The sequence below is a fragment of the Mesorhizobium sp. WSM4820 genome, assembly GCF_055811075.1.
In genome coordinates this window covers 40,436-60,003 of the sequence record NZ_JBVVQN010000001.1, presented here as the reverse complement: position 1 = coordinate 60,003, position 19,568 = coordinate 40,436, and the positions used below count along the sequence as shown (strand labels likewise).

General features: G+C 64.0%; 16 protein-coding genes. 5 read left to right on the top strand and 11 right to left on the bottom strand.

Annotated features, from left to right (window positions below; translation table 11 throughout):
* Positions 1-202: 202 nt before the first annotated feature.
* From AC0L2R_RS00260 to AC0L2R_RS00215, 10 genes are all read right to left on the bottom strand, one after another.
* Positions 203-1,069 (bottom strand): class I SAM-dependent methyltransferase, encoded by an 867-nt coding sequence (locus AC0L2R_RS00260; RefSeq protein WP_023803186.1) that lies wholly within the window; start codon positions 1,067-1,069, stop codon positions 203-205.
* Between the two features lie 210 nt (positions 1,070-1,279).
* Positions 1,280-1,717, bottom strand: coding sequence for a YybH family protein (locus AC0L2R_RS00255; RefSeq protein ID WP_473507332.1), 438 nt, complete (start codon positions 1,715-1,717; stop codon positions 1,280-1,282).
* Positions 1,718-1,816: 99 nt separating this feature from the next.
* Entirely contained in the window at positions 1,817-5,626 is a 3,810-nt protein-coding gene (gene metH, locus AC0L2R_RS00250; protein WP_473507331.1) for a methionine synthase, read from the bottom strand.
* A gap of 326 nt (positions 5,627-5,952) precedes the next feature.
* Positions 5,953-7,017, bottom strand: coding sequence for an ornithine cyclodeaminase (locus AC0L2R_RS00245; RefSeq protein ID WP_473507330.1), 1,065 nt, complete (start codon positions 7,015-7,017; stop codon positions 5,953-5,955).
* A 28-nt stretch (positions 7,018-7,045) separates the two neighbouring features.
* Positions 7,046-7,675 carry an FMN-binding negative transcriptional regulator gene (locus AC0L2R_RS00240; protein ID WP_473507329.1) on the bottom strand — a complete coding sequence of 210 codons (630 nt, stop codon included), beginning with the start codon at positions 7,673-7,675 and terminating at the stop codon, positions 7,046-7,048.
* Positions 7,676-7,738: 63 nt separating this feature from the next.
* On the bottom strand, positions 7,739-8,620 hold the full coding sequence (locus AC0L2R_RS00235) for a branched-chain amino acid ABC transporter permease (RefSeq protein WP_473507328.1): 882 nt from the start codon (positions 8,618-8,620) through the stop codon (positions 7,739-7,741).
* Between the two features lie 3 nt (positions 8,621-8,623).
* A complete protein-coding gene (locus AC0L2R_RS00230; RefSeq protein ID WP_473507327.1) occupies positions 8,624-9,328 on the bottom strand; it encodes an ABC transporter ATP-binding protein in 705 nt (234 codons plus the stop codon).
* Between the two features lie 4 nt (positions 9,329-9,332).
* Entirely contained in the window at positions 9,333-10,505 is a 1,173-nt protein-coding gene (locus AC0L2R_RS00225; RefSeq protein ID WP_473507326.1) for an ABC transporter substrate-binding protein, read from the bottom strand.
* A 41-nt stretch (positions 10,506-10,546) separates the two neighbouring features.
* Complete coding sequence (locus AC0L2R_RS00220; protein WP_473507325.1) at positions 10,547-12,424, bottom strand: branched-chain amino acid ABC transporter ATP-binding protein/permease; 1,878 nt, start codon at positions 12,422-12,424, stop codon at positions 10,547-10,549.
* On the bottom strand, positions 12,424-13,590 hold the full coding sequence (locus AC0L2R_RS00215) for an NAD(P)/FAD-dependent oxidoreductase (RefSeq protein WP_473507324.1): 1,167 nt from the start codon (positions 13,588-13,590) through the stop codon (positions 12,424-12,426). Before AC0L2R_RS00215 ends, AC0L2R_RS00220 begins: the two co-directional genes overlap by 1 nt.
* A 158-nt stretch (positions 13,591-13,748) precedes the next feature.
* Between AC0L2R_RS00215 and AC0L2R_RS00210 the strand changes: the two genes are divergently transcribed.
* From AC0L2R_RS00210 to AC0L2R_RS00190, 5 genes are read left to right on the top strand one after another with little or no spacing between them, the layout of a single operon-like run.
* Positions 13,749-14,702: a MurR/RpiR family transcriptional regulator gene (locus tag AC0L2R_RS00210; RefSeq protein WP_473507323.1), complete on the top strand. Its 954-nt coding sequence runs from the start codon at positions 13,749-13,751 to the stop codon at positions 14,700-14,702.
* Entirely contained in the window at positions 14,699-15,346 is a 648-nt protein-coding gene (locus AC0L2R_RS00205; RefSeq protein WP_473507322.1) for a cysteine hydrolase family protein, read from the top strand. Before AC0L2R_RS00210 ends, AC0L2R_RS00205 begins: the two co-directional genes overlap by 4 nt.
* Positions 15,343-16,665, top strand: coding sequence for a type I glutamate--ammonia ligase (locus tag AC0L2R_RS00200; RefSeq protein ID WP_473507321.1), 1,323 nt, complete (start codon positions 15,343-15,345; stop codon positions 16,663-16,665). The genes AC0L2R_RS00205 and AC0L2R_RS00200 overlap by 4 nt, the downstream gene beginning before the upstream one ends.
* Positions 16,665-17,432, top strand: a complete 768-nt coding sequence (locus AC0L2R_RS00195; RefSeq protein ID WP_473507320.1) for an N-formylglutamate amidohydrolase — start codon at positions 16,665-16,667, stop codon at positions 17,430-17,432. Before AC0L2R_RS00200 ends, AC0L2R_RS00195 begins: the two co-directional genes overlap by 1 nt.
* A complete protein-coding gene (locus tag AC0L2R_RS00190; RefSeq protein WP_473507319.1) occupies positions 17,429-18,739 on the top strand; it encodes an aspartate aminotransferase family protein in 1,311 nt (436 codons plus the stop codon). Before AC0L2R_RS00195 ends, AC0L2R_RS00190 begins: the two co-directional genes overlap by 4 nt.
* A 13-nt stretch (positions 18,740-18,752) precedes the next feature.
* Here AC0L2R_RS00190 and AC0L2R_RS00185 read toward each other — a convergent pair whose 3' ends face one another.
* A complete protein-coding gene (locus AC0L2R_RS00185) occupies positions 18,753-19,550 on the bottom strand; it encodes a hypothetical protein (RefSeq protein WP_473507318.1) in 798 nt (265 codons plus the stop codon).
* Between the last annotated feature and the right edge of the window lie 18 nt (positions 19,551-19,568).

Below are 19,568 nucleotides of genomic sequence, written 5' to 3'. Positions count from 1 at the left end.
CCTAAAAATTTTTGCACCCTCCAACCGCCCGAGGTGGCCGGAGTGGCTGACACGGACCTGCGGCTCCGGCTGACGACTTAAAGCGCGTCGCGGCTGAATGGATTGATGCGACGCTTCAGGTTTTGTTTGATGCATGTCGTTATCGCAAAACCGCCGCACACCCTCGGTTCAAGCCCGAGGGCATGTTTTTGCGCGACATGCATTAGTGGCCCTCAATCGCCTTGGCGGTAACCAGGTAGGGTATCTTGCCGACGCTACGTTTCGTCGCGCCAATGGAATAGGCCATTGGGATCTTGGGAGAGTTCTCCGGCAGGCCGTACATATCCTTGCCGGCTCTCACGGCAAATGAAAAGTGCTGCCATGAAACCGTGTCGTGCTCATTGAGAAAATCCAGCGTCAGCCCAGCTGAAATCAGCGCGTTCACCACGTCGCTGACCGGATGAATCCACTCATAGTAGCGCGGATGTTTCAAGATGCGGTCGTCGCCGGTATAGGTGAGTTCTTCGTTCCATGCGAGTGGTCGAGCTATTGGCGTTCGCCAGTCATGCTTGAACTCCAGCGCCGCAGCCTTGCGGTCACACTGGAACATCAACGGATGGCCCTCGGCGAGATAGAGCCGGCCGCCGGGCCGCAGCAGATCGGCAACCACCCGCGCCCAGCGGAACACGTCGTCAAGCCAGTTTACCGAACCCCAGGTAACGTAAGCGATGTCAAAGGTCCGGCCAAGCGCTTCGACTGCCTCGAACAGTGGCGCCTCCACGAAGCGCACGTCAGTGCCTGCCTTTGCAGCGAAATCCCGCGCCGCTGCGATCGCCGTCGGTGAAAAGTCGAGGCCGGTTACGCTGCCGGCGCCCAGATTCTTCAAGCTGATTGTGTCGAGCCCGATATGGCATTGCAGATGGACGATATCCTTGCCGACAATGTCACCGACCTCGCGCGTTTCCAGCTCATAGAGATTGGATCCGCCAGCCAGTACATTTTCTATGTGGTAGCTGCCCGTTGTGTCGGTCGAATGCAGCTCGGCTCGATCATCCCAATTAAGGCGGTTCGCGCCCAGAAACGGTTCCAAATTGCCCCCTCAAGTCCCTGCCGAGACCAATATATATGGTAAACAGAACGTTAATATACCTTGCAGCTAAAGTGTCGCGCGTCAATCCGTGGCGGTACGGTGCACCACCGGGGCTGATCGATTGGTCAGCGAATTCGGCAAGCCTCTTGGCGAGGTCGGTCGACGGGCAGCGCCGGAAGAAATTTGTTGTCGTGCGAAACGTCCGCGGAGCTACGACTGAAACTCCGGCTGTGCCTGCATTGTCCGGAGATCGATCGGCATGGATATGTGTTCGTGCGTGATCATCCAGCGGTCGCTCATCTTGCGCAAACCCGACGTCACCCGCACCCAATAGTCGGACTTCTCGCCGTTGGTTCTTTTGCTTCTGACGTGGCACAGACCATGGCAGAACGCCACGTTGTCCCTGACCGTGACGAGCAGCTCGTGCATCTCATAATCAATCGGGCCGTCAACCGAGGCAAACCACGCCTCGAAATTCTTTCGGTAGGCATCGGCGCTATCGATCCGCAGCGGCGGCCTGATGTCGAATACGACAGTATCCGCGGCATAGTGTGCCATCAGGGCTTCTATGTCCTTGGCCCGCAATGCCTGCACCAAATCATCCAGACCTTTGCGGATTTCCGTTTCTTCTGCAGTCGGGGTCTGCATAGGGCTCTCCTTTCATCGCATGATGAGCGGGCCAGGCCGTTGCTCTCGAAGCGACGCACCTGGTCATCGGCCGCGATGGCCAGGTCAAAAGCTGCTGCCTTACTGCGCGGCTTCGGCGAAGGGGGTCGGCACATAGTTGAGTATAGGGCCGAGCCAGCGCTCGACCTCGGCGAGCGGCATGGCCTTGCGGCGCGCATAGTCCTCGACCTGGTCGCGTTCGACCTTGGCCACGCCGAAATAATAGCTTTCGGGATGCGACAGGTAGATGCCGGACACGGAGGAGCCGGGCCACATCGCAAAGCTCTCGGTCAGGCTGACGCCGGCGTTGCGCTCGCCGTCGAGCAGGCGGAACAGCGTCGCTTTCTCGGTGTGGTCGGGCTGCGCCGGATAGCCGGGCGCCGGGCGAATGCCCCGATAGGGTTCGCCGATCAGGTCGTCCGGCGTCATGTCCTCATCCGGCGCATAGGCCCAAAAATCCTTGCGCACGCGTTCGTGCAGGCGCTCGGCGAAGGCCTCGGCGAAACGGTCGGCCAGCGCCTTGACCATGATCGACGAGTAGTCGTCGTTGGCCCGTTCGAAGCGCTCGGCGATCGCCGATTCCTCGATGCCGGCGGTGACGATGAAGCCGCCGAGATAGTCGGCCCTGCCGCTGTCCAATGGCGCGACGAAATCCGCTAGCGCGACGTTCGCCTTGCCGTCCCGCTTGGTCAGCTGCTGGCGCAGCGTGAAGAAGGTCGCCAGTTCCTGCGACCTGGCATCATCGGTGAACAGCCTGATGTCGTCGCCGACGGTATTCGCTGGCCAGAAGCCGATGACGCCCCTCGGCGCGAACCATTTTTCCGCGATGATCATTTTCAGCATCGCCTGGGCGTCCTCGAAGAGCTGGCGTGCCGCCGGCCCTTGCGCCTCGTCGTCGAGGATTTTGGGAAAACGCCCCTTCAGCTCCCAGGTCTGGAAGAAGGGCGTCCAGTCGATATAGCGCGCGAGCTCGGCCAAATCCCAGGCTTCGAAGGTTTTCAGGCCGAGGAAGGACGGTTTTGGCGGCGCGTAGGCCGACCAGTCGATCCGGTGGGCGTTGGCACGCGCCTTGGCCAGCGGCAGGCGCTGCTTGTCGGCTTCGCTGCGCGCATGCGCATCGGCGACCTTCTTGTATTCGGCGCGAACGTTGTCGACATAACCGCCCCTGGTCTCGTTCGACAAAAGTGCCGACACCACGCCGACCGCGCGGCTGGCATCGGCGACATAGACGGTCTGCCCACTGATATAGCGCGGATGGATCTTTACTGCGGTATGCACGCGGCTGGTCGTAGCACCGCCGATCAACAGCGGAATGTCAAAACCCTCGCGCTCCATCTCGGCGGCCATGTGCGCCATCTCGTCGAGCGAGGGCGTGATCAGGCCGGACAGGCCGATGATGTCGACCTTTAGCTCGCGCGCCGTCTGCAGGATCTTTGCCGCCGGCACCATGACGCCGAGGTCGATGATCTCGTAATTGTTGCAGGCCAGAACCACGCCGACGATGTTCTTGCCGATGTCGTGGACATCGCCCTTCACCGTCGCCATCAGGATCTTGCCGGCGGTCTGGCGCTCGCCGGTGTCGACGCCTTTGGCGGCATTCGCCAGCTTCTCCGCCTCCATGTGCGGCAGCAGGCCGGCGACGGCCTGCTTCATGACGCGGGCGGATTTCACCACTTGCGGCAGGAACATCTTTCCCGCGCCGAACAGATCGCCGACGACATTCATGCCGGCCATCAGCGGACCTTCGATGACATGCAGCGGACGCTCGGCGGCGCGCCGCGCCTCGTCTGTGTCCTGGTCGATGAATTCGGTGATGCCGTTGACCAGTGCGTGCGAAATGCGCTGCTCGACCGGCCAGTCGCGCCAGGCGAGATCGCGTTCCTGCGCTTCCTTGCCCGCCGTGCCCCTAAAACGTTCGGCGAGTTCCAGCAGGCGTTCGGTCGCGCTGCCGCCGCCCTTCGGCTGGCGGTTGTTGACGACGTCCTCGCAGGCTTCGCGCAGTTCCGGATCGATGGTGTCATAGACGGCAAGCTGTCCGGCGTTGACGATGCCCATGTCCATGCCGGCCTGGATGGCATGGTAGAGGAACACGGCATGCATGGCCTCGCGCACCGGCTCGTTGCCGCGAAACGAGAAGGAGAGGTTCGACACGCCGCCCGATATGTGGACATGCGGAAGCGTTGCGGTGATCTGCCTGGCGGCTTCGATGAAGTCGACGCCGTAATTGTTGTGCTCATCGATGCCGGTGGCGATGGCAAAGATGTTCGGGTCGAAAACGATGTCCTCGGGCGGGAATCCGGCCTGCTCGGTCAACAGTCTGTAGGCGCGGGTGCAGATTTCGACCTTGCGCGCCTGGGTGTCGGCCTGGCCGTCCTCATCGAAGGCCATGACGACCACCGCCGCGCCATATGCGCGGACGAGCTTCGCATGGTGCAGAAAAGCCTCCTCGCCCTCCTTCATCGAGATGGAATTGACCAGCGGCTTGCCCTGCACGCATTTCAGGCCGGCTTCGATGATCTCCCATTTGGAACTGTCGATCATTACGGGAACGCGGGCGATGTCCGGCTCGGCGGCGATCAGGTTGAGATAACAGACCATTGCCTGCTTCGAATCGATCAGGCCTTCGTCCATGTTGATGTCGATGATCTGCGCGCCATTGGCGACCTGGTCGCGGGCGATTTCGAGCGCGGCGGCATAGTCGCCCGCGGTGATCAGCTTCCTGAATTTCGCCGAGCCGGTGACATTGGTGCGCTCGCCGACATTGACGAACGGAATCTCGTCGGTCAGCGTGAACGGCTCAAGCCCCGAAAGGCGCATCTTCGGCTCGATGTCGGGAACAGCGCGCGGCGGATATTTCTTCACGGCCTGTGCGATGGCGCGGATGTGGTCGGGCGTCGAGCCGCAGCAGCCACCGACGATATTGACCAGGCCGTCGCGGGCGAAATCCTCGATCTGCGCGGCCATGAACTCCGGGCTTTCGTCATATTGGCCGAATTCATTGGGCAGGCCGGCATTCGGATAGGCGCAAACAAAGGTGTCGGCGACGCCGGATATTTCGTCCAGATGCGCGCGCATGGCCTTGGCGCCCAGCGCGCAATTGAGGCCTATCGTGAACGGGTTGGCGTGGCGGACCGAATGCCAGAAAGCCGTCGGCGTCTGGCCCGACAGGGTGCGACCGGACAGGTCGGTTATCGTGCCGGAAATCATCACCGGCAGACGCACGTCCTTCTCGATGAAGATCTCTTCTGCCGCGAAGATTGCCGCCTTGGCGTTCAGCGTATCAAATATGGTCTCGATCAGGATGATGTCGGCGCCGCCGTCGATGAGACCGCGCAGCTGCTCGCCATAGGCAAGGCGCAATTCGTCGAACGTCACGGCGCGGTAACCGGGATTGTTGACGTCAGGCGACATCGAGGCGGTGCGGTTGGTCGGCCCCAGCGCACCGGCGACGAAACGACGCTTGCCGTCCTCCTGCTCGGCCCTTGCCGCTGCCCTGCGCACCAGCCGTGCACCGTCGCGGTTCAGAGCGTAGACCGCGTCCTCCATGCCGTAATCAGCCTGGGCGATGGAGGTCGAGGAGAAGGTGTTGGTTTCAAGAATGTCCGCCCCGGCGATGGCGTATTGATAGTGAATCTCCTCGATCGCCTTGGGCTGCGTCAGGATCAGCAGGTCGTTGTTGCCCTGCTGATGGCAGGCGCACTCGGCGAATTTGTCGCCACGGAAATGGTTCTCGTCGAAGCCCAGGCCCTGGATCTGCGTGCCCATGGCGCCATCGAGGATGAGGATGCGTTCGCGCGCCGCCGCCGTCAGTGCAGCAAGCACTTCCGAACCGTCGGGCTTGGCCGCAACGGGGCCGAACAGTTCGTCCAGCGATGTTGGGTTTTGCGACATATTTCGTCCTCAGGGCGACGGTCGCGCTTAAGCGACATAAAGACATCTTTATGTGAGTATACGGGATTTGTCTGCTGCTGTCACCCCTGGGGCGGGGAATGGCTTGATGTTTGCGCTGCCCCTTATCCGCCTGCCGGCTTCTCTCCCCGTATAGTGACGGGGAGAAGGGAAGCTGGCCGCGGCCTCGGCTCCCTTTCTGCAACGCTGGAGATTGGCGAAATCCTTGGCGATAGCGCCCTTCTCCCGTCACTATACGGGGAGAAGTGCCCGGCAGGGCGATGAGGGGCGGCGCCGACATCGACAATTTTGAGTGCCGCCCACCGGCGCTACAACGCCACCTGCGCAGTCTTCGCCGATGCCGCCCTCAACAGCATCCCGAACAGGTCGCGCGGCTCGTCTGGGTCGGCCAGCATGTCGAGTTGCTGGTAGAGGCCGGTCGATGGCAACTGGTCCCTGACATAGCGCAGCGCCGAGAAATCCTCGATGGCGAAGCCGACGGAATCGAACAGCGTGATCTGGCTGGCATCGCGGCGGCCTTCAGCCACGCCGGTGATGACCCGCCACAGCTCGGTCACCGGATGATCGGGTAGAAGCTGCTGGATCTCGCCCTCGATGCGGGTCTGCGGCGGATATTCGACGAAGATCTCGGAGCGCAGCAGGATGTCGCGATGCAGTTCGGTTTTGCCAGGGCAATCGCCACCGACGGCGTTGATGTGGACGCCCGAGCCGACCATGTTGTCGGTGAGGATGGTCGCATACTGCTTGTCGGCGGTGACGGTGGTGATGATCCCGGCTCCCTCGACGGCCTCTTCGGTAGAGCGGCAGGCGACCATGTCGAAGCCCAGCCCGGCGAGATTGCGGATGCATTTTTCCGTCGCCGTGCGGTCGATGTCGTAGAAGCGCAATTCGCGCACACCGAGCAAGGCCTTGAAGGCCAGCGCCTGGAATTCGGCCTGGGCGCCGTTGCCGATCAGCGCCATGCAGTTCGCACCGGCCGGCGCCAGATGTTTGGCCGCCAGCGCCGACATCGCCGCGGTGCGCAGCGCGGTCAGGATCGTCATTTCCGACAAAAGCACCGGGTAGCCGTTGTGGACATCGGCGAGCATGCCGAAGGCGGTCACCGTCTGGCGGCCTTCGCGCATGTTCTTCGGATGGCCATTGACATATTTGAAGCCATAGACCTCGCCGTCGCTGGTCGGCATCAGCTCGATGACGCCCTCGGCGCTGTGCGAGGCGAGGCGCGGCGACTTGTCGAAGGCCTCCCAGCGGCGGAAATCGTCCTCGATATAGAATGCGAGCTCGGTGAGGAAACGCTCGACGCCGATCCTCAGCACCAGCTTCATCATGTGGTCGACGCTGACGAAGGGGACGATGTTGAGATTGGGGATCATTTTGTCCTTGCCCGCATTGCTGCAACGGTCAGTCCTTGCGATGCGCGTTGTGCATCTTCATCATCGTCGCCAGCGCCGGATCGCTTTCCTCAAGCCTGCCAATCGCGGCATTGGTATCGTAGAGCCGTTCGTCCTGGCCCATCTCGAACTTGGCCTCGAGCCGTTCGATCGGCAGGTCGAAACCCAGAATATGCGGGATGCGCCGCTGCATGCCGCCCGGCCCGAGTTCGCGTATGCGCCAGCGATCGTCGCGGTCCTTTTCCAGCACGTCGACAAGCCGCTGCAGATGCCGGGCGGTGGCGTGATCGTCGAGCTGAAACGGCCGGCCATGGCAATGGACGACGGCGAAATTCCAGGTCGGCGCGCTGTCGCGCACCGGGTTGCGCGGATACCAGGATGGCGAGATATAGCCATGCGGTCCGTGGAAGATTGCCATCGTCTCCCTGCCCGCGGCGATCAGCGCGCTGTGCGGGTTCTGCCGGGCCAGATGCGACACCAGCGTGCCGTTCGCTCCCCGCTCGCGGTCGAGCACGAAGGGCAGATGCGATGCGACGATCCCCTGTGGTCCCGATGTCACCACCGTGGCGAAGGCCGCCGCCTCGAACAGGCCAAACACCTCGTCCAGCGACAGCGGTGCGAATTCGGGTTTCGTGTACATAGTACCTTCTTATTGTTGCATGATCTTTTCCGAAAACCGGTTCCCACTTTTCGGGATCATGCTCTAGCTCCGCTGCACGCGAACCGCCGGGATCAGGCCTTGCGGCCGCACCAGCAGCACGGCGATGACGCCCGATAGCACGATGGCGTCGCGGTAGGGTGCGACCGCCGCCGGCAGCGTCGCCTGCAGCAACACTTCGATGATGCCGAGCAGGAAGCCGCCAGCGACAGCACCGGGCAGGCTGCCCAACCCGCCGACGACGGCGGCGATGAACGCCTTCAGCACTGGGGTAAAGCCCATCAGCGGGTCGACGGAGGCGCGCTGCGCCACCCACAGCATCGCCGCCAGTCCGGCGAGCAGGCCGGAAAGCAAAAAGGCGGTGGCGATGATGCGGCTGGCCGGGATGCCCATCAGGCGGACGACGTTGAAATCCTCGGCCGCGGCGCGCATGGCGGTGCCAGTCACCGTGCGGCGCAGGAAGAGTTCCAGCGCAATCAAGGCCAGGGCCGAGACAACGATGGAGATGCTCGGGCCAACGCCGATGGTGAAGTCGCCGAACGAGAAGGCGCCGGTCATCCATCCGGGCATGGCGACCGGCTGCGGCCGAGCCGAGATGCCGTTCTGGAAGACGACCTTCAGCAGGCTCGAAACGGCGAAGCTGGTCAGAAGCAGGCTGGTGACGCTGGCGCCGCGCATCGGGCGAAAGGCAACACGCTCCATGGCAACCGCTGCGAGCGCGCCGCAGGAGACGGCGACGAGCACCGCCGCTGGAAACGGCAGACCGAAAACCAGCGCGGCAAGCAAGGCATAGCCCGACAATGTCATCAGCTCGCCATGGGCGAAATTGATCAGGCCGACGATGGAAAAGACGATCGCCAAACCAAGTGCCAGCAGCGCATAGACGCCGCCGAGGCTCACCGCATTGATGACCTGCTGCGCGATCATGGCTCAGGCTCCGAGATAGGCTTGGCGGACGAGGTCCGAGGTGGCGAGTTCCTTGGCGGTGCCCGATAGCACCACCTCGCCATTGGCAAGCACGATGGCGCGGTCGGCGACCTCCAGCGCCAGCGCCACGTTCTGCTCGACGAGAAGGATGGTCAGCCCGCTGCGGCGCAGTTCGGCGATCAGGTCGAAGACCGTGTCGATCAATTGCGGGGCAAGGCCGAGCGACGGTTCGTCAAGCAGCACCATGCGCGGCTTGCCCATCAATGCGCGAGCGATCGCCAGCATCTGCTGCTCGCCGCCGGAGAGATTGCCGCCCTTGACGCGGTGGTAGCGCCGCAAAATCGGAAACAACTCCAGCATCTCCTGTTCGCGGGCCCTCGCCTCCACCGCCGGCAGGTGCATCGCACCGCCGAGACGCAGATTGTCGGCCACGGTCAGGCCGGCAAAGATGCGCCGGCCTTCCGGCACCAGCGATACGCCCTTGCGGGCGATCGCCTCAGGCGCCAGGCCGGTGATATCGACGCCGTCGAAGACCACTTTCCCCGAGACGGCCGGCACCAGCCCGGCAATGGCGCCGAGCGTCGAGCTCTTGCCGGCGCCATTGGCGCCGACCAGCGCGATGATCTCGCCGCTGCCGACGGCGAGGTCGACGCGGCGCACCGCCTCGACCTCGCCGTAGCGGATCTTCAGGGCTTCGACGCTCAGCATAATGTCACGGCGCCGGGACGTCGGCGGCGTCGGGAATCATGGTCTGGATATGCTTGCCCTCGCCGCCTTCATAACGCATCAGCGCCACCGGCCGCAGCGGCATGCCGTCGGTGCCGGCATAGGTGATCTTGCCGGTGATGCCGTCAAAGTCCTTGAGGCCGGCAATGGCGTCGCGGATCGCCTTCGGATCGTCCGAGCCGGCCGTCTTGACCGCCTGGTCGAGGATCAGCCCGATCTCGTAGCCGTTCACCTCATAGGTCGATTCCGGCGCGTGGCCGGCATATTTGGCGAAGGCGGTGTTGAAAGCCTCCAGCTTGCTGCCCGGCTCGGCATAGCCGGCTGCCGTATAGACGACGCCGTCGACCAGCTTGCCCAACCCCTTGACGGTCGGCGTGCCGATGGCGTCGGCGCCATAGACCGGAACGGTGACGCCGGCACCGCGCAATTGCTGGATGAAGGCCGGAAAATCAGGCTCATAGGCGGCGGTCATGATCAGGTCCGGCTGGTCGGCAAGGCTCTTGATGTTGGTGATCTCGGCGGAAAAGTCCGGCTGGCCCATGGTGAAAGTACCGCGGCCAACGACGGCGCCGCCTTTCTTCTCAAACACCTTGCCGAAATACTCGGGCAGGTTGGCGGTGTAGGTGGAGTCCGGCGAGGTCAGGAGATAGACCTTCTTCTTGCCTTCGGCGATGGCGAAGTTGGCGACCGCGGTCGCCTGCACATTGTCGGCTGGATAGGTGCCGAACATGACGTCGCCGACCGCGGCGGTGAGCACCGGGGCGGAGCCGCAAAGCGTCAATGTCGGAATACCGAGCGGCTGGGTGAGCTGGCCGGCCGAGATCGAGGGATCGGCGTCGCAAGGCGTGATCATGATCTTGGCGCCGGCGTCGATCAATTCCTGGGCGACGGTGGCGGTCTGCGCCGTATCGGATCGGGTGTCCTTGATGATCAGCTTGGCGGTGTATTTGCCGCCAAGCCCACCCATGGCGTTGAGTTCGTCGAGCGCCATGCGCAGGCCGGCGAGTGCCGGCTGGTCGTAGGGAGCAAGACCACCGGTCTGCGCCGTCGCGGCGCCAATGATGATCTCCTCGGCTGAAGCCTTGGAAACGAGGGCGAGGGTCATGCCGAACACCGCCGCATAGAGGGCGGCGCGGCGGAGGCGATAGAGCTTTGGCATGTCGGTTCTCCTTCTGGATTTATTGTCGTTGGCTACACGGTTCATGCGGTTTCACTTGCGGGCGTTTCGCTGGCGGGCGTCTCTTGTCCTGTCTTGGCGCGGGCGGTGCGGCTGCCGAGATAGGCGGCGACGACGGCAGGGTTGTTCTGCACCTCGGCCGGCGTGCCGTCGGCGATGACGCGGCCATGGTCGATGACGACGATGCGTTCGCACAGGTTCATCACCAGCCGCATGTCGTGCTCGATCAGGACGACGCCGATGCGGCGCTCGGCGCGGACGGCCGAGAGGATGGAAACCAGCTCGGCGGTCTCGACCGCGTTCATGCCGGCGGCGGGCTCGTCGAGCAGCAGGAAGCGCGGCTTCAGCGCCAGCGCACGCGCCACCTCCAGCCGGCGGCGCTGGCCGTAGGCGAGCCTGGCGGCGGGTTGATCGGCAAATTTCTCCAGCCCCATGCGCGAAAGCTCGCGCATCGCCGCCGCCTCGGCATTGGCAAGATCGGGCTCGACCGAGCGGGCGGCGACCACAACATTTTCCAGCACGGTCATTTGCGCGAAGACGCGGATGTTCTGGAAAGTGCGGGCAACGCCGGAGCGGGCGAAGCGAAAGGCCGAGGCCTGCCTCACCAAACCGCCGATAGACACCATGCCGGCGCTCGGCTTGACGTCGCCGGCCAGCATGTTGAGCAGTGTGGTCTTGCCGGCGCCGTTCGGGCCGATGATGCCGGTGATGCTGTCGGTGTCGAAGGCGAGCGTGACGTCGTCGACGGCGATGACACCGGCATAGCGCCGCGACAGATGGTCGGCGACCAGCCGGTCGCGCTCGGCATGAAGCAGCGGCGCAGCAGGAACCGTGGCGGCCTTGCGGCCGGGCCGGCGCAAAAGGTTCAGCTCGCGCTCGCCGAACAGGCCGGTTGGCCGCCGCCAGATGACCAGGATCATGGCAATGGCAAGCACACCCTGGGTCAGGCCGAACAGCACCGGCAGATGCAGGCCGAACACCTCGCCGCCGCCTTCGAAACGACGCACCACCTCGATCACCACGATGGTGACGACGACGCCGGCAAAGGCGCCGAGCGAGGAGTTCATGCCGCCGACGATGAGCATGGCCAACAAGGTGAAGCCGAGGTCGAAATAGAAATCGCGCGGCGAAAACGCGCCGAGGAACTGCGCCATCATGGCGCCGGCGGCCATGGCGGCGACCGCGCCCACCACCCAGGCGGCCAGCCGCGAGGTGCGCTGGTCGACGCCGACGGCAGCCGCACCACGCTCGTCATTGGCGGCGGCGCGGGTGGCAAGGCCGAAGGCGGTTTCCCGAAAGAGCCTCGCCATCACCAGTGCCACCGAAGCGACGCCGATGGCGGTCCACAGACCGACCTCGCGCGGCACGCCGTAAAAGGGCTGGCTGCCGCGGGTGATCTCGCGCCCGGCAACCAGCAGCGTGTAGACGATGATCAACATGGCGAGCGTGGCGATAGATGCGCTCGATCCGGACAACCTGAGCAGCGGCGTGCCGGTCAGCAGGCCGATGACGACCGCAAGGATCAGCACGACGGCCAGCGCCGCGAAGAAAGAGAGTTCATAACCAGCGAGGAACTGCGGCAGGTCGCGCAACGCAGTGCGCTGCAGCGCCGCCGGCATGGTCAGGATGCCGGTGGCATAGGCGCCGAGGCCGACAAAGGCGGCGTGGCCGAAGGAGACGATGCCGCTGTTGCCGGAAAAGATCTGCAGGCCGAGCACCGCCGTCAGCATGATCGCGGCATAGGTGACGACGCGCTGCATGGCGGCGCCACCGAAGAAGAAGACAATAAACGCTGCCAGCAGCAGCACCGTCACCATGCAGAGCGCATCGGCGCTGGCGTTGCGGAACGCGGCCGGCATGAACGACCACGCGCTTGTCTCGCCCCTCGCCGCCGATGCCATCAGGCGACCTTGAAGCGGCTGGGCGAAAACGGCGCCAGCATCGGCTGGGCGCCTTCGGTGACCAGCCTGGCCACCGCTTCGCCGACCGCCGGACCAGTCTTGAAACCATGGCCGGAGGAGCCGGCAGAGACGAACAGACCATCGACGCCGGGCATGGCTCCGATCACCGGCAGGTCGTCGGGGCTCATGTCGTATAGCCCGGCATAGCCGGGACGGATGCCCAGCTCGGCCATCGCCGGCACGCGCGCCGCGAAGGTCTCGAGGATCTCGACCGATTCTGATTCCTCGACGCCTTCCATGTAGTCGTCGGGATTGTCGACGAAACGCGGACGACCGGCCTGTTCGTGGCGCACGCCAGTGCCGCCGCCGGCCCAGCTGCCGGCAAGGATGACACCGTCACCGTCGGGCCGCGCATAATTGCAGGAGATGTCGTCACACCAGGCAAAAGGCATGACCTGGCGCGCCTTTCCGGCTGCGTCGAGCACGGCCATCGGATGACGCTCGACATGCAGCGGCAGGTCGAGGCCGACCGTCGCCAGCAGGCGGCGTGTCCACGGCCCGGCGGCGAGCACCACGGCGTCGGCCTTCAGCACCGTTCCATCGGCGAGCACGACGCCGCTGATGCGGTCGCCCTCTTTCACAAGCCGTTCGACGAGGGTGTCCCGCATGATCCTGGCACCGCGTGCCTTGGCGGCGCGGGCAATTGCATTGGTTGCGCCGAAGGCGTCGGCATAGCCGTATTCCGGCTCCCATAGCGCCAGCGCGACATTAGCCAGTGCAAAGCCCGGCGCGGCGTTGGCGAAAGCTTGCGGCGACAGCGTCTCGATCAATGCGCCCTCGCCGCGAATCCGTTCGGCGGCGGCCTTCCAGCTCGCTTCATTGTCGTTGCCGCAGACCCACATCATGCCGATTTCGGTGACGAAAGGGCCCTCGCCCGATATCTCCGGCAATGATACGAGGATCTCGCGGCCACGAATGGCAAGCTGTGACAGTTCCGGCAAGAGATAGAAGGCGTGCAGCAGGGCCGAGGACTTGCCGGACGGTCCGCCGGCGGGATGCGTTTGCTCGACAAGCGTCACCGTCACGCCGGACGCAGCCAGGTAATAGGTCGCGCTCGATCCAACGATACCCGCGCCGACGACAATGACGTCGCTTCCAGTCCGCATGGGCTGTTCCCCACAGTCTCTTGGCTGCTTTGTGACAAAGCTAAGACCAGTCGTCCCGCTATGTCAATATCTCTTCATTGTTGACCGAAATTAAAATCTCTGTAATAAACTCGACACAACGAGGCAGAGCAAGCCCAGCGCGAATTTTGGGGAGGTCAATGGCGATACGCGATGTTCTGATGCGCGGGCACCTTGCGCTGACGCCGTCTGAGGAAAAGATCGTCCGGCTGCTTCTGACCGACTATCCGACCTCTGGCCTCGGCACCGCTTCGTCACTCGCCCGGCGCGCGGGCGTCAGTGACCCAACCGTGGTCAGGCTGGTGGTGAAGCTCGGCTATGATGGCTTTCCGGACTTCCAGGCCAAGCTTCTGGCCGAAGTCGAGGCCAGACTGCATTCGCCGCTGCTGATGATGGAGGCCAAGCGGCCGACAGGCGCGGAAGACAGCGCCATCCTCGCCTATCTCGGCTCCGTCGGTGCCGCGCTCGAGAAATCCGTCAGCCTGACCCCGCTGCAGAGCTATGAGCGCGCCGCTCGTTTGCTGATGGAGACCAAGGGCGAGGTGGTCATGCTTGGCGGCCGTTTCAGCCGCCACATCGCCGGCATGCTCGCCGGCTACATGCTGCAATTCAGGCCGGGTGTGCGCGACCTCGGCACGCTGTCGGCACAGGCCTTCGACACGCTGGCCGACCTTGGCCGCCGCGACGTGCTCGTCGTTTTCGATTATCGCCGCTACCAGTTCGACGTCATCGACTACACCAGGCAGGCGGCGGCGCGCGACGTGCGCATCGTGCTGTTCACCGACCAATGGCTGTCGCCGACCGCCGATCTCGCCGAGGTCACCATCGTCAGCCCGCTGGAAGTCGCCTCCCCCTATGACACGCTGGCGCCGGCGATGGCGCAGATGGAGGCGCTGGTCGCCCAGATCGTCGCCTCGCTGAGTGATGTCGCCCGCGAACGCATCGAAAAATTGGAGGAGGTACGGCATGCCAATGCCGTGACCCTCGACAGTGCCGGCCCCGAAGAAAACGCGGCGCGCAGGATGCCCGGGCCCAAATCAGCCCAACCCAGATCAGCCCAGGCCAAATCAGTAAACCAGGACCAGAAAGCATGACGCAGGCATTGCCAAAACGAAACGAGCCGTTCCGGGCCGGCGAAACCGCGCTGCTGCTGGTGGACATGCAACGTGTCTGGCTGGAGCCCGGCGCCGATCCGGCGCATCCGGAGCGTGGCCCCGACCACTATTTCTACCGGCAGACGGCGTCGCAGACGATCCCCAACCAGCAGCGGCTGCTGGCGGCTGCCCGTGCCAATGGCGTCGAGGTGATCCACACCATCATACAGAGCCTGACGGAAGACGGCCGCGATCGCTCGCTCGACCACAAGCTGACGCCGATCCATATCGCGCCCAGCTGGCCGGCAGGCCTGCCGGTGCCGTCGCTGGCGCCGGTCGGCGACGAGATCATGCTGCCGAAGACCTCGTCGGGCGTCTTCAACTCGACCAACATCGATTATGTCCTGAAAAACCTCGGCGTGCGTTATCTCATCGTTGCCGGCATCATGACCGACCAGTGCGTCGACATGGCGGTGCGCGACGCCGCCGATCGCGGCTATCTCGTCACCTGCGTGTCGGATGCTTGTGCCGCCGCCACGCAAGAGCGCCACGACGATGCGCTGAAAGCCTTCGGCGGCTATTGCTGGATCACCGACACCGCTACCGTCGCCGCCCGCTTCGAAGCCTTGGGAAAAGCCGCATGACATCGACCGTCGAACCGCTCGTTGCCGTCGTCACCACCGATCTCTCAGCGATCACGCGCGGCCGCTCCGTCGTCGAAAGCAGGCTGCAGAAGATCGCTGCCACCGGCGTCGGCTGGCTGCAAGCCAATTTGTCGCTGACCCCGTTCAATTCTATCGTCGATCCCAATCCCTGGGGTTCGTCCGGCGATGTGCGACTGGTGCCTGACCTCAACGCACGTTTTCGCACGGCGCTGACCGGGTCGGTGACGCCGTTCGACATGGTCGCGGGAAACATTGTCGAACTCGACGGCAGCCCCTGGGTCGGCTGCACGCGAACCATGCTCAGCGATGCGCTGGCGGAGTTGAAGGCGGCAACCGGGCTTTCCGTCATCGCCGCCTTCGAACATGAATTCCACATCGCCGATGCCGGCTTCGTGCCGGGTCATTCACTGTCGTTCGCCGCATTGCGCCGCGCCGATCCCTTTGCGCCAAATCTGATGGCGGCGCTGGAGGAAGCGGGCGTCGCGCCCGAAGTGGTCATCGCCGAGTTCGGCAACGAGCAGTTCGAGGTGACGCACGAGCCAACCAATGCGCTTGCCGCAGCCGACCGCGCCGTCGCTATCCGCGAGATCACCCGCGAAGTCGCGCGCAATGCCGGGTGGCGCGCCAGCTTCACACCCAAACCCGCGCCCGATGCTGTCGGCAACGGCGTCCACATCCATTTCAGCTTCGTCGACGAGGCCGGCAAGCCGGTGACCTACGATCCGGCGCGACCGGGCGGTCTTTCCAGCCCGGCCGGCGCCTTCTGCGCCGGCGTGCTGCGCCATCTGCCTGGGATCACCGCCATGACGGCGGCGAGCGTGTCGTCCTATTACCGGCTGAAGCCGCATAGCTGGAGTTCGTCCTACACCTGGCTTGCCGATCGCGACCGCGAGGCTAGCCTGCGCATCTGCCCGACGGTGACGATCGGCGGGCGCGATCCGGCGCCGCAATACAACATCGAATATCGGGCCGCCGACGCCACCGGCAATCCCTATCTGTCGCTGGCCGCAATCGTGCGCGCGGGGCTGGAAGGGCTGAAGGCCAAGCTACCGACGCCGCCGCTGGTCACCGGCGACCCGACGCTGATGAGCCAGGCGGAACGCAAGAAGCTCGGTCTGGTGCGCCTGCCGGAAACCCTGCCGGCGGCGCTCGACGCGCTCACCGCCGACAGCACCGTCACCGGGTGGTTCGCGCCGGTGTTCGTCGAGACCTTCGTCGGGCTCAAGCGACACGAGACCGAGCGCCTTGCCGGCCTCGATCCGGTGGCTGTTTGCGACCTCTACCGGACGCTTTATTGATGGCTGCGAAGCTTGCGAATGAGTGGCCGGCTGCCGTCGACGTGCTCACCGAAAATGGACGCTCTGACATCGTGCTGTTGTGCGAGCATGCGTCCAACCACATTCCGGCGGAGTATGCAAAGCTGGGGCTCGATATCAGCCATCTGCAACGTCACATCGCCTGGGATATCGGCGCCGCCGAAGTGACGCGCCGTCTGTCGGTGCTGCTCGATGCACCTGCCTTCCTCGGCGGCTATTCACGGCTGCTGATCGACCTCAACCGGCCGCTGGGCACGAGCGGCAGCATTCCTGACCTGTCCGAAGACACCGACATTCCCGGCAATGTCGGGCTCGACCCGGGGGAGCGGGCACGGCGCGCCGAAATCATGTTCGCGCCTTTCCATGACCGGGTGGCCGCCCACCTCGACCGCCGGGCGAAGGGCGGCAGGCCGACACGGATCGCGACGATCCATAGTTTTACGCCGGTCTTCCTCGGGGTTCCCAGGCCCTGGCATGCCGGCGTGCTTTACGATCGCGCCGGCGATTTCGGTGAAACGATCCTTGCCGGCCTGCGCCACGACGAAGCGCTCAATGTCGCGGCGAACGTGCCTTACGTGATCAGCCGCGACGCCGACTACGCCGTGCCCATCCACGGCGACGACCGCGGCATTGCCGCCGTCCTCATCGAGATCCGGCAGGATCTGTTGTCGAGCCGCTCCGGCATCGAGGCATGGGCGAACCGCCTGGCCGCCGTCTTGCCCGCGCAGCAGAAGGAGAAGGCGTCATGAGCAATCTGCGCGAGCGCGATGCGGTAACCATCGCCCAGATCGGCAAGCTGCGTTTCTCGCCGCTGAGCGTCGTCGGCGGCCGGGGCAACCGGCTGATCGAGGAAGGCGGCCGCTCGCTGCTCGACCTGTCCGGCTCAGCCGGTCCGGCAATCCTCGGTTACGGCCATCCGGGCATCGTCGCGGCGGTAGAGGCGGCGATCCGCGACATGGCCGGCGCCAGCCTCTTGCTCTACCCCAACGAACCAGCGGTTTCGCTGGCCGAGCGGCTGCTGGCGATCACGCCGGGCGACGGTGAGCGGCGTGTCTGGTTCGGCCATTCCGGATCGGACGCCAATGACTGCGCGGTGCGTGTGCTGCAGGCTGCCACAGGCCGCTCGCGCTTCATCTCCTTCATCGGCTCCTATCACGGCAATCTCTCCGGCTCGATGGGCATCAGCGGCCATACCGCCATGACCCACACGCTGCCAAGGCCGGGCCTGCTGCTGCTCCCCTACCCCGATCCGTTCCGGCCGCAGTTTAGTGCCGAGGCCGTACTTTCGCTGCTCGACTACCAGTTCGAGACCACCTGTCCGTCGCATCAGGTCGCGGCAGTATTCATCGAGCCGCTGATGTCGGATGGCGGGCTGATCGTGCCGCCGCCCGGCTTCCTCAAGGCGTTGCAGGAACGTTGCCGCAGGCATGGCATCAAGATTGTCGTCGACGAGGTCAAGGTCGGGCTGGCCCGCAGCGGCATGATGCACTGTTTCCAGCACGAAGGATTGACGCCCGATCTCGTCGTCTTCGGTAAAGGTATCGGCGGCGGCCTGCCGCTTTCGGCCGTTGTCGGCCCAAAGGAGATCATGGACCACGCGCCGGCCTTCGCGCTGCAGACGACCGCCGGCAACCCGGTTGCGACGGCTGCCGGCAACGCCGTGCTGAAGACGATCGAGGCGGACGGACTGGTCGCACGCTCGGCGCGCGTCGGCACGCTGTTTTCAGACGCACTGCGGGCGCTCCGCGCAAAACATGAGATCATCGGCGACGTGCGCGGGCGTGGCCTAGCCGTCGGCGTCGACCTGGTCACGGACCGCAAGACACGCGAGCCGGTCGCGGCAACGACGACGGCCAAGATCATCTATCGCGGCTACGAACTGGGTGCTGCCTTCACCTATGTCGGACTGAAGGCCAATGTGCTCGAATTCATGCCGCCGCTGACGCTGACCGAGGACGAGGTTGCCGAGGGCGCGGCAATCGTCGACCAGGCGATCGCCGACGTGGCCGCGGGCAAGGTCTCCGACGCGGACGTCGCTTCGTTCATGATGTGGTAGGCGACCTCTCGCATCAGGAGAAGATCTCCGCCAGTTCGTCGACGCCGGTGCCTTCCTTGACTTGCCGCAGTTCGACGTAGCTGACCGCGATGGCAACCGACATCAAAGTAGACACGACTGTCGAAACAAGCGCGCTTCCGATTGCGCCGACAACAAGGCCAACGGTCGAGAGGCTGCCGGTAATGGCGAAAGTAAATCCAAACAACAATGCAAACGCCATTTGGATGGCAATCGCCGCCAAGAACAGAACCAGCAAAAGACCGAATAATGACCAGCGGCTGCCCTTCGTCAGAGCACGGCTACGCGACGCGATGAACGCGATGAACACAATGATGTTTCCAAAAACGGGGATAAGCATGCCAGCCACGAACATCGTCACCCCTAACGCGAGGATCATGGTGAGGAAGACAACCAGACCCATCCCGAGCGTCGGGAACATGCAACGCAAGGCGATCTGGATGCAGTCACCGATTGCCGGGCGCTTGCCGTTCAAGTCTTCTATCGTCGCCCTTACCAGTGACGACTGAAACAACAAAGCCAGCACAAAATAGATCAAGCCAAAAGCCATCGATATTAGCGAGTTGCCTAGAACCGCCGATGGATCGGCAACCGCCATGCTTTCGGGATCGGCAAAATCAAGGTTGGCAAGATTTCTGTAATTCCAAAGGTTGAGCACCAGTGCCGGAAGGGCGGAAAAAAGAGCCGCCAGTCCGACCAACAGACCCGGATTGCGGCCGATGACCGCAAAACTACTGCTGAAAACCCTGCCGATGCGAAACTTGTCCGGTCGTTCCAGTGTCGTTGAAACCATGACGTCGATCCTGATGCG